At 43.6% G+C, this 9,668-nt stretch carries 6 protein-coding genes and 1 pseudogene; 3 read left to right on the forward strand and 4 right to left on the reverse strand.

The annotated features are described in order from the left end of the window. A pseudogene (locus LN893_RS19695) lies at positions 1 to 287 on the reverse strand (IS982 family transposase); the annotation flags it as partial. 319 nt (positions 288 to 606) lie between these two features. Between LN893_RS19695 and LN893_RS19700 the strand changes: the two are divergent. The 3 genes from LN893_RS19700 (at position 607) to LN893_RS19710 (ending at position 2,664) form a co-directional block, all read left to right on the forward strand. Continuing rightward, positions 607 to 1,128 (forward strand): NADPH-dependent FMN reductase, encoded by a 522-nt coding sequence (locus LN893_RS19700; protein WP_229973069.1) that lies wholly within the window; start codon positions 607 to 609, stop codon positions 1,126 to 1,128. 195 nt (positions 1,129 to 1,323) lie between these two features. Beyond that, entirely contained in the window at positions 1,324 to 1,596 is a 273-nt protein-coding gene (locus LN893_RS19705; RefSeq protein ID WP_229973071.1) for a hypothetical protein, read from the forward strand. A 123-nt stretch (positions 1,597 to 1,719) separates the two neighbouring features. After that, the gene (locus LN893_RS19710; RefSeq protein WP_229973073.1) at positions 1,720 to 2,664 is read left to right on the forward strand and encodes a helix-turn-helix domain-containing protein; all 945 of its coding nucleotides are present in this window, start codon (positions 1,720 to 1,722) and stop codon (positions 2,662 to 2,664) included. Positions 2,665 to 2,845: 181 nt separating this feature from the next. Here LN893_RS19710 and LN893_RS19715 read toward each other — a convergent pair whose 3' ends face one another. The 3 genes from LN893_RS19715 to LN893_RS20915 form a co-directional block, all read right to left on the reverse strand. Continuing rightward, on the reverse strand, positions 2,846 to 4,363 hold the full coding sequence (locus LN893_RS19715) for a choice-of-anchor I family protein (protein ID WP_229973075.1): 1,518 nt from the start codon (positions 4,361 to 4,363) through the stop codon (positions 2,846 to 2,848). Positions 4,364 to 4,729: 366 nt separating this feature from the next. After that, complete coding sequence (gene purL / locus LN893_RS19720) at positions 4,730 to 8,413, reverse strand: phosphoribosylformylglycinamidine synthase (RefSeq protein WP_229973077.1); 3,684 nt, start codon at positions 8,411 to 8,413, stop codon at positions 4,730 to 4,732. Positions 8,414 to 8,649: 236 nt separating this feature from the next. After that, entirely contained in the window at positions 8,650 to 8,856 is a 207-nt protein-coding gene (locus tag LN893_RS20915; protein ID WP_369427716.1) for a cation transporting ATPase C-terminal domain-containing protein, read from the reverse strand. Positions 8,857 to 9,668 lie beyond the last annotated feature (812 nt).

A 9,668-nucleotide genomic window follows, 5' to 3' on the forward strand; every position in this document is an offset into this window, starting at 1 on the left:
CTGAGCTCCTTGAGGCTCTGGCCCAGGGCCAGAAAGATGGAAGCGACCGTCTGGCTCAGGCGATGGAGCATGCGGTTGAAGTTGCTCTTGTGCGGCATGCGGCAGCGGTGATGCTGCTGCATGTAGCTACGGGCCGTGGTCATGTTGCCGCCGAAGTAGCGGGCAGCCAGGAGGGCGGTGGTGATGACCTCCGCGTCGTTGAGCTTGCGCTTGGCAGCTGGCTTTTGGCCTGCAACCTTTAGGTAATCATCAATAAAACAGTAAGTTGCTATCGTGAAGTCATGCATGGTAAGTCAGGGTTAAAGTTTGGTAGCTCTATCCCTTAACAAACCTGGATGGCTTCATCGTTTATAAATCGCAACTTGAGTTAATTAATGTTTTCCTAAGCTTGATTAGCAGCCTCGACGCATGGATTTTCTTTTAAAAACCGCTCCACTAAAGATAGGCTTGTTGCTTATTAAGAAATTGTAGAACCGTAATATTGGTCTTTTTCTCCGTAGTTTATGAATTGCTATGCCCCGTGTGCAGAGCTAATTTTGCACCTCAATTCGCTATAAGGCTTCTATACTTTATAACGCGGATGATTAACATAAATTAAAACTTTACATGATAACTATTATCTCAGGCACTAACCGCCCAGGAAGTAACGCACTTAAAGTTGCGGAATACTATAAAAAAAGACTACAGGAAAAAGGGCAGGAAGCAAACCTGCTTTCGCTTACTGAACTGCCTGCTACACTCATAGAAAGCGACCTGTATGGCAACAGAAGCGATGAATTTGCTAAAATTCAAGCGCTTGTTTCCAGTACGCAGAAGTTATTGTTTGTAATTCCAGAGTACAACGGAAGCTTTCCTGGAGTGCTTAAAGCCTTTATAGATGCCTGCGAGTTTCCTGCAAGCTTCTATGATAAAAAAGCTGCTCTGGTAGGTATATCATCTGGAAGACAAGGGAATTTGCGCGGAGTAGATCATTTTACAGGGGTAGCTAACCATATGCACCTGCACATCATGCCGCTCAAAATATACCTGTCTGGTGTAGAAGCTGAGTTAGACGAAAACGGTGATTTGTATCAGGAAAGCACTGTTAAGGTTGTAGACGAACAGATGGATAAGTTTATCTCTTTTTAGTTAAGGGACAAAAATCAATTTGTAACAATAATATGCATACTGACCTGCAACATTTAACACAGGATAAAGGTCTGTAAGTATCAATTGACAAATAAATAAACAAGAATAAGGGAAGTTCTAAACGGCTTCCCTTATTCTTGTTTAGAAGGCCTTATAGAGCATGCCTTACCCATATTTAACCCTGTTTTATTCACTATGATGTTTGATGTACATAGCACTGTAAGATTCGAGGTGGCTCAAATCGTATGCAAGCTTTATGATAGGGATCTTATCCAAGTGCTCAGTAGCAGCTCCTTTAGTCAACTTGAACTCGGTATAGTTGATGTTTTAGAGATACTATATGAGGTGGAGCAGGAGTACAATATTTATTTTTCTGATAAGTACCTGTTTAGTTCTTTAGAGGATATTGTGAGTGTGATTTGTGGAGAAAATGTGTTGAATTCCTTCGGTATGATGGCGGTTTGTTAACTATGCTTCCTTTAATCTGCAGCTGAAAACATTTTAATAAGTATAGGACAGGTATAATTTTCTGCTACTTTGTTGTGGGTACTGTTTAACTTTGGGTTAAACAGTCACCCATACTTAACACGAATGCCTGACACAACTATACCGCCTGCAGCTTTTGCTCCTATGCTAGACATCAACTCTACCATTAGGTATTATCTGTCTCAAAAGAACAAGGCACAGCAGACGTTTGGCATGAACAAGTATGCCAGCTTAGACGATATGGGAGACTTTGCTGTGCTGAGCAATGAAGGCGGTACCAGAAGCGGGCCTCCTATCAAAACAGACCATTATGCCATCATTCTTTGTCTGAGGGGGAGCAGCACTAAAACAGTTGGACAATTTACCTTCGAGGTACAGCCACAGACGGTGCATCTGGTGTCGCCAGGAATTATCAATTCCTACGAAAACTCATCTGATGATTTGCTCCTGTACATGCTGCTTTTCAAGCGGGAGTTTCTGGATGAGAGTTTTATTAGTGGTCCTGTAGTCGAAAACCTGTTGCAGATGAATCCTGATTACCCACCCATGTATACCTTGGATAACTATACCTTTGGGGCCATGAAGGCGGGCTTCGAAAAGGTAAGCGAGGAGTTTGATAGAGGAAAGGCCTTTCATCTTAACATCATCCGACTGCAAATGCTGCAGTTGCTATATGAGATGAACAGAGCCTGCGAAGCTTGCCTGCTCAGTTTTACAAAGCACATGAATAGGCAGTACCAGCTAACTCATGCTTTCAAGATGCTGGTGGAGGAGGAATTTATGACCAAAAGAACGGTAAATGAGTATGCCGATATCATGAATATATCTGCTAAGCATTTAAGTGAGTCTGTAAAAAAAGAGACGGGAGAGAGTGCCTTGGAGATCATCCACAGAAGGGTGTTGCGAGAGGCTCAATACTTACTTGCCTACTCAACCATGAGTATAAAAGAAATAGCCTTGCACCTCCAATTTGATACGGCCTCTCATTTCAGCCGTTTTTTTAAGCAGAAGACTGGTTTGAAACCGAGTCTGTATACTGCAACTGTTTAAGTTTTAAGAGCTGTTAATCTTTTTTGTAAGAAGGAGCACTCTTGAAGATTGGATAGGACAATTCTTTTTAGAAAAGAAGAGCCGCTTCATGATTTTGAAGCGGCTCTTCTTAAACTAAGTCTATCCTTGAAGAATTCAAGGTTATCTGTTCCCCAGGCTCAGCGGGGGAAGCGGCAGTGGCTTATAGTATGGTGCCTGCCTCAAATATTTTCACAACTCCGTCCTCTTCAGAACTAACTACCAAAAGGCTTTTACCAACTGGACTCTCATCCGCAGGAATAAAAATTATCCCTTCTGGAGCGTCGCCTGTTTTTAACACCTGCAGGAACTCTGGCTGGTTAGGATTTGTGACATCATATACTAATACAGCATCAGCTCTTTCGGATCCGACGAAGGCAATGGTTCTGCCGTTAATCACACCCACAGTGACACCCTCAGGCTCTGAACCTTTGTCGTCGCTCCTGTCATCAGGATAAAGGGAGGCCGCCGCGAGTTTTTTTCCAACTTCGCTGCCACTGTCAAAGACCTGAGCTCCTGTAGTACCGTTCCAGATACTGAAGGAGCGCGCGCCGAAAGTGTATAAGGCATCAAAGTCTCCATCACCATCTATGTCACCCATTGTGGTAATGGCTTTCAGGCGACCAAGTTTGTCATCCCGCTGCAGCTCGGCAGCGTTAGGGAAGGTGGCTGCATCTAGCTTTAAGCTTTTTATTCTTGCCTCATCCACAAAGGTATCATATTCACGTGCGTCTCCCTCGTTTGCCGAAATGAAGTAATCGGTGCCGTTTAACTTAAAAGCTGCAAGGGCATCTGGCATGTAAACTCCTTTTACAAGCCAGTTGGCAAAAGCAATAGCATTGTCCCTGTCACTTGGGTCCAGTTCGTTCCCACTAACTGAATGGTCTTTGAAACCCAGTGGTATGATTTCTGTGATAGTCTTGGAAGAGAGATCTACCTTTGCAACAGCATTATTTTCCTGCAAGGAAACCCATGCGGTTTTAGAGTCGTTAGAAACCGTAATATATTCTGGCTCCACATCCATGGAAAGGGTAGCATTCGGTCCGAATACTCTAAGTCCTCGCGCCTCAAGTTCAGCCTGTGAACCGTTAAAAGAAGTAAAATCAAGCGTAGTGGCATTATAGCCGTTCGCCACAGTTATAATAGAGATGGTCCCCAGAGGATCAACTGAGTAATCGCTATTAGGTTCTCCCTCATTGGCGGTAAGGATATAGGCACCGTCAGGGCTAAAAGTCAACATGTCTGGGAGGGCACCTACCTGCACCTGCTTTAGTAAAGCATAGGTCTTTGTATCAAAAAGGGCAACAATACCATTATCCTGCTTAATACTGGCCTCTACGGCGGCAGCCAGCACACCATTTTTTACAGCCACACTGTTGACTCCGCCGCCATAGGGCGTGATGTCGATGCTTTGGATAAATTTCGGAGAAGCTGGGTTCTCTAGGCTAACTACGTCTACCCTGGAACTGCCTGCGTTGTTGACTACAAACAATGTTTTAGTTTCAGGGTCATAGGCACTAATTTCGGCCGCACCAGTCCCGCCGCTGAGCATAATTTCCCCAACCTCAGAAAAGCTAGCGGGGTCTTCCACTGGAAAGGGCACTGTAACATCATCGTCGTCGTGGCATGCAGATATAGAGATAGCGAGGCCGATGCTCGCAATCAGTAGTTTTTTGTTCATAGTGTATGCTTAAGTTTAAATAAGTGATTGATGTATAGCACACAATAAAGGGCGGCACGATGAACTTTGTGTGAACATAATGTTATGCTAATGTGAAGCATGGTGTAAGATGTATATATTGGGGTAAGAGGGGGTATTTGAGGGGCAAATGGGGTGCAGTTGAGAAAGGTATATTATAGTAGTTGATTTACTTATATGCTGCTTTTCAAGCAGGTATATTTTGGTGGCTGATGGTATAGTGTCGTCAAATTAACTTAAAGAAAAGCCTCCTGTCGAAGAAACAGTATAAACTGTTCTTCTCCAACAGGAGGCTTTTTCATTCCAACACCCTAGGGTGATTCAGGAAGATTGAAAATTTTGTATGTATTACTTTCCGTTAGTTTCTAACCACTTTCGGGCGTTCACAAAAGCTTCCATCCAAGGAGATACTTCGTCCTGACGGCCTTTCGGATAATTGGCCCACTGCCACTGTAAAAGTGAACGTTCAATGTGCGGCATCATTACTAGGTGGCGGCCTGTTTCATCACAAAGCATAGCTGTATTGAAGTCAGAACCATTCGGACAGGCAGGGTAGGTTTCGTAAGCGTACTTCGCCACGATCTGGTATTTATCCTCGGTGAGTGGTAGGCTAAAGCGACCTTCTCCGTGCGATACCCAAACACCCAGCGTGCTTCCAGCCAGGCTGGAAAGCATTACAGATTTGTTTTCACGGATAGTCAGCGACGTAAAGATGCTTTCGTGTTTCTGGCTCACGTTATGATGCATTCTTGGTTTCTTGTCGTGATCCATGTTGATGAATCCTAACTCTACGAATAACTGGCAACCGTTGCAAATACCTACTGAAAGGGTATCTTCACGCTTGAAGAAGTTCTCAATGGCTGTTTTTGCTTTTTCGTTGTACATAAATGCTCCTGCCCATCCCTTAGCAGAACCTAATACATCGGAGTTAGAGAAACCACCCACAGCACCTATGAACTGAATGTCTTCCAGAGTTTCTCTTCCTGAGATTAGGTCCGTCATGTGAACGTCTTTCACATCGAAGCCAGCCAAGTACAAAGCGTTAGCCATTTCACGCTCAGAGTTACTTCCTTTCTCGCGAATAATGGCTGCCTTTATTTTTGGCTTAGAAGAGTCTATAACAGGCTTTTTACCATCGAATCCTTCTGGAAACTTATAGATAAGTTCATGATTCTTATAGTTGTCAAAACGCTCTTTTGCACTTACTTGTCCACTTTGTTTTATGTCCAGCAAGTAAGATGTTTTAAACCATGTATCGCGTAGCTGCGCAATATCAAAACTGTATGTTTCCTCTCCATTCTTCAACTCCAGCGTAGCAGTACCAGTGCTGGTGCCAATTTTATGAAACGGAACATTGTTCGCATTCAAAGTAGCTTCTACGTCTGCTGATGCCTGGAATACCACACCGATGTTTTCAGCAAAAAGCACTTTCACGCTGTCGGCCTCTCCCAGTGATGTTAGATCAATGGATGCGCCCAGGTTGTTGTCTGCGAAGCACATCTCAAGCAGCGTAGTAATCAAACCGCCACTACCAATGTCATGACCTGATTCAATTTTACCTTCTTTGATTAACCCTTGTAATGTATTGAAGGCGTTGGTGAAAAGATTAGCGTCCGTTATGTCAGGCGTCTCATTACCTATTTTGTTTACTACCTGCGCAAATGAAGAGCCTCCCAGTTTGTAGGCATCGTTTGATAAGTTGATGTAGTATATATTGCCGCCATCACGTTGCAATACAGGCTCTACCACTTGGCGTACATTGCTGCAGTTTCCGCCTGCAGAAATGATCACTGTACCAGGTGCAATAACATCCTCGTCTTTGTATTTCTGCTTCATAGAAAGCGAGTCTTTACCTGTCGGGATGTTGATGCCTAAGGCAATAGCGAAATCTGAACAGGCTTCTACTGCTTTATATAAACGAGCGTCTTCTCCTTCGTTTTTAGAAGCCCACATCCAGTTGGCAGAAAGCGAAACGCTTTTCAGACCATCTTTCAAAGGAGCCCACACAATGTTTGACAACGACTCACCAATGGCATTGCGGCTGCCTGCTGCTGGATCAATCAGGGCTGAAATAGGAGCATGACCAACCGAGGTTGCAATGCCTTCTTTGCCCTGAAAGTCTAAAGCCATTACACCACAATTGTTCAGCGGCAATTGTAGCGGTCCAACACATTGCTGTTTCGCCACTCGGCCACCCACACAACGATCCACTTTGTTTGTCAACCAATCTTTACAGGCAACAGCCTCTAACTGTAGTACCTGCTCTAGGTAAGTAAGAAGCTGGTCTTTATCATAGGTCACGGGCTGATATGTTCTATCAACAGACTTGTCGCTCATCACTACTTTGGGAGAGCTTCCGAACATGTCGCTAAGCTCCAGGTCCATTGGCTTCTGGCCTGTTGACGCTGACTCAAATGTAAAGCGGTGGTCACCAGTAACATCGCCCACAGCGTACATAGGAGAGCGCTCACGGTCGGCTATCTTCTTTAAAGTGTCGATATCTTTTTCACCTATCACCAAGCCCATACGCTCCTGCGATTCGTTACCAATGATCTCTTTAGCAGAAAGGGTAGGGTCGCCTACAGGTAATTTATCAAGATCTATTTTACCGCCAGTTTCTTCTACTAATTCTGAAAGGCAGTTTAAGTGGCCGCCAGCACCATGATCATGTATAGAGACAATGGCGTTATGCTCGCTCTCCACCATACCACGAATTGCGTTTGCTGCGCGTTTCTGCATCTCTGGGTTAGAACGTTGAATAGCGTTCAACTCAATGCCTGATCCATGTTGTCCTGTGTCGGCAGAGGATACGGCTGCTCCACCCATGCCTATGCGATAGTTTTCACCACCAAGGATCACAATTTTATCACCTTTTTTCGGGTGTTGCTTTTGTGCCTGGCTAGCTTTGCCGTAGCCAACACCACCAGCCAGCATAATCACTTTGTCGTAACCTAACTTTCTTGGAGTTTCAAGCGCATCCGCTTTTTCGTCGTGCTCAAAAGTTAAAACCGAACCTGTGATTAAAGGCTGTCCGAACTTGTTTCCAAAATCAGTAGCGCCATTAGAGGCTTTGATCAGGATGTCCATTGGCGTTTGGTATAACCACTGTCTTTCCTGCGTAGCTTTTTCCCAAGGGCGATCCTTTTCCAGGCGAGATAAAGCCGTCATGTAAACAGCTGTTCCAGCAAGAGGGAGAGCACCCTGACCACCAGCTAATCTGTCTCTGATTTCACCTCCAGAGCCAGTAGCTGCACCATTAAAGGGCTCTACTGTAGTCGGAAAATTGTGTGTTTCTGCTTTTATGGATATTACCGATTCAAAATCGCTTACCTGATAAAAGTCAGGCACATCGGCACGTTTTGGCGCAAACTGCTGCACCACTGGTCCTTTGATGAAGGCAACGTTATCCTTGTAGGCCGAAACTATATCGTTCGGATTCGCTTCCGATGTTTTGCGGATTAATTTGAAAAGGGAGCTAGGCTTTTCTTCGCCATCAATTACAAACTTACCGTTAAAGATTTTATGGCGGCAGTGCTCTGAATTTACCTGTGAGAAACCGAATACTTCTGAGTCTGTTAGAGGTCTGCCTACTCTTTCAGAAAGCTGGTTAAGATAATCAACTTCTTCCTCACTAAGCGAAAGTCCTTCCTGCTTGTTGTATGCTGCAATGTCCGTAACAGGCAAAACAGGCTCAGGCTGAATATTAATCGTATAGATATCCTGATTCAGACCACTATACTTTTGTGAAAGCATCGGGTCAAAATCAGTAAAGTCTTCCTCTACTACTTTAAATTCCTCAATCCGAACAATCCCTTGAATATCCATATTCTGGGTAATTTCCACGGCATTGGTACTCCATGGCGTTATCATGGCAGCACGAGGGCCTACAAAGAAGCCACTCAAGGTTTTTTCCTGTTTTAATATGGCGTTCCCGAAAAGCCATTCAAGTTTTGAGATGTCTGTAGAACTTAATTCTCCCTCGCTTTGTAAGGCGTAAACTTTATCTGGTTGACTAAAAAAGAAATGAAGCATGCTTAGTTTTTTTCAGGCCACTAAGTTACCGTTTAAAATTTAAAAACTGAACATGTGAGCTCCTGTGACAGGACATTTCTGTTTGTATTGTATTGAAAAAAGTCTGATGATTTTTATGTTAAAAAATATACGTTGTTGATATCAAGATTGCTCCTTTGTCTGACTGGCTAGTGATTTGGAACCTGTATGCCGATTTTCATTCACGTTGAGTATATGTCCTGAAGTTCGTAGGCCCTTTACCTGCCAAAGAATTTCTTTACCACTTTTATAACTATAAATTCTAAGCTATCCGCTGCAACGGATATCTGTAGGTCCTCATTTGGTAAAGGCACAAGCTTAAAAAAGCTTTTCGTGAAAGGCAGGTAGATGACGGCGAGCTGCAGTAAGACGGAGACAACTACAACCAACATCATCAATGTATTTGTGATAATGGCAAAGGCCAAATGAGCTAACTAGCATAGAGCAGGGGCCTGAAAAACCTGTGCAAATATAATAGTAATAAAAAATCAAAGTATGCTTAGCAAGGTCTTTTGGATCAGAAGGATTATGGTAATACAGAGCCAGGCTTAGTGAATCAACGGCAATTGTTACCCCCACGAGATTCAACGGGAGATTTCCAGCGCTCCTTTTTGGAAGTTTCTTGGAAGCTTACTCTAAGTGCCCGCTTTTGCGTGTTCTGTTCCTAGACCTAACTATAGAGGCTGTTGTTCCTCATTCCAAGGTAAGATTATCAGTTTAAGTTAGACCACCCTTTGAAGTTGAGCAAATACTAAATATCTATAGAGTTACAACTGTCGTTATATTGACCACTTTTGATGTCTGTGCTTGGTATATCTTACCCAATCCTGTAACACAAACAGAAAAAGATCCTGCAGCTTATCTTGATCGCTTTAGGCTGTTTATTTAATTTTTTGATTTCGGCAGCGTTAGATCTTGGTGAACGGGCGGTGGGGAAGGGGAGATGTAAGTTGTTTCAAATTCATGAGGTAGTCGCTTTGCTTTACTAGTCCTCATTACGTACGGGTGGCGTAAACTACGGTTAATTAAGAATGTCCTGACCGTCCCTTTTACCAGATGCGCCTTAGTCTTGTTTTAAGATATTTGGCCATCGAGGTCGGCAACAAACCTATTTGCATTACTTAAGCAGGTGAATAATGTTTAAAATATTTTTCCGATTATTTACCCTTTGTCTCACAGTGACTTACACTTGTTTTAGTGCATAAAAGGGCTTACAAAAGAGTGGCTGCAGAGAAAA

The sequence above is a fragment of the Pontibacter harenae genome (assembly GCF_020907245.1).
GTDB lineage: Bacteria > Bacteroidota > Bacteroidia > Cytophagales > Hymenobacteraceae > Pontibacter > Pontibacter harenae.

Coding starts and splice junctions, on each gene's coding strand:
- LN893_RS19710 (WP_229973073.1), top strand. CDS start 1,720: ATGCCTGACACAACTATACCGCCTGCAGCTTTTGCTCCTATGCTAGAC.
- LN893_RS19715 (WP_229973075.1), bottom strand. CDS start 4,363: ATGAACAAAAAACTACTGATTGCGAGCATCGGCCTCGCTATCTCTATA.
- LN893_RS19705 (WP_229973071.1), top strand. CDS start 1,324: ATGATGTTTGATGTACATAGCACTGTAAGATTCGAGGTGGCTCAAATC.
- LN893_RS19700 (WP_229973069.1), top strand. CDS start 607: ATGATAACTATTATCTCAGGCACTAACCGCCCAGGAAGTAACGCACTT.
- purL (WP_229973077.1), bottom strand. CDS start 8,413: ATGCTTCATTTCTTTTTTAGTCAACCAGATAAAGTTTACGCCTTACAA.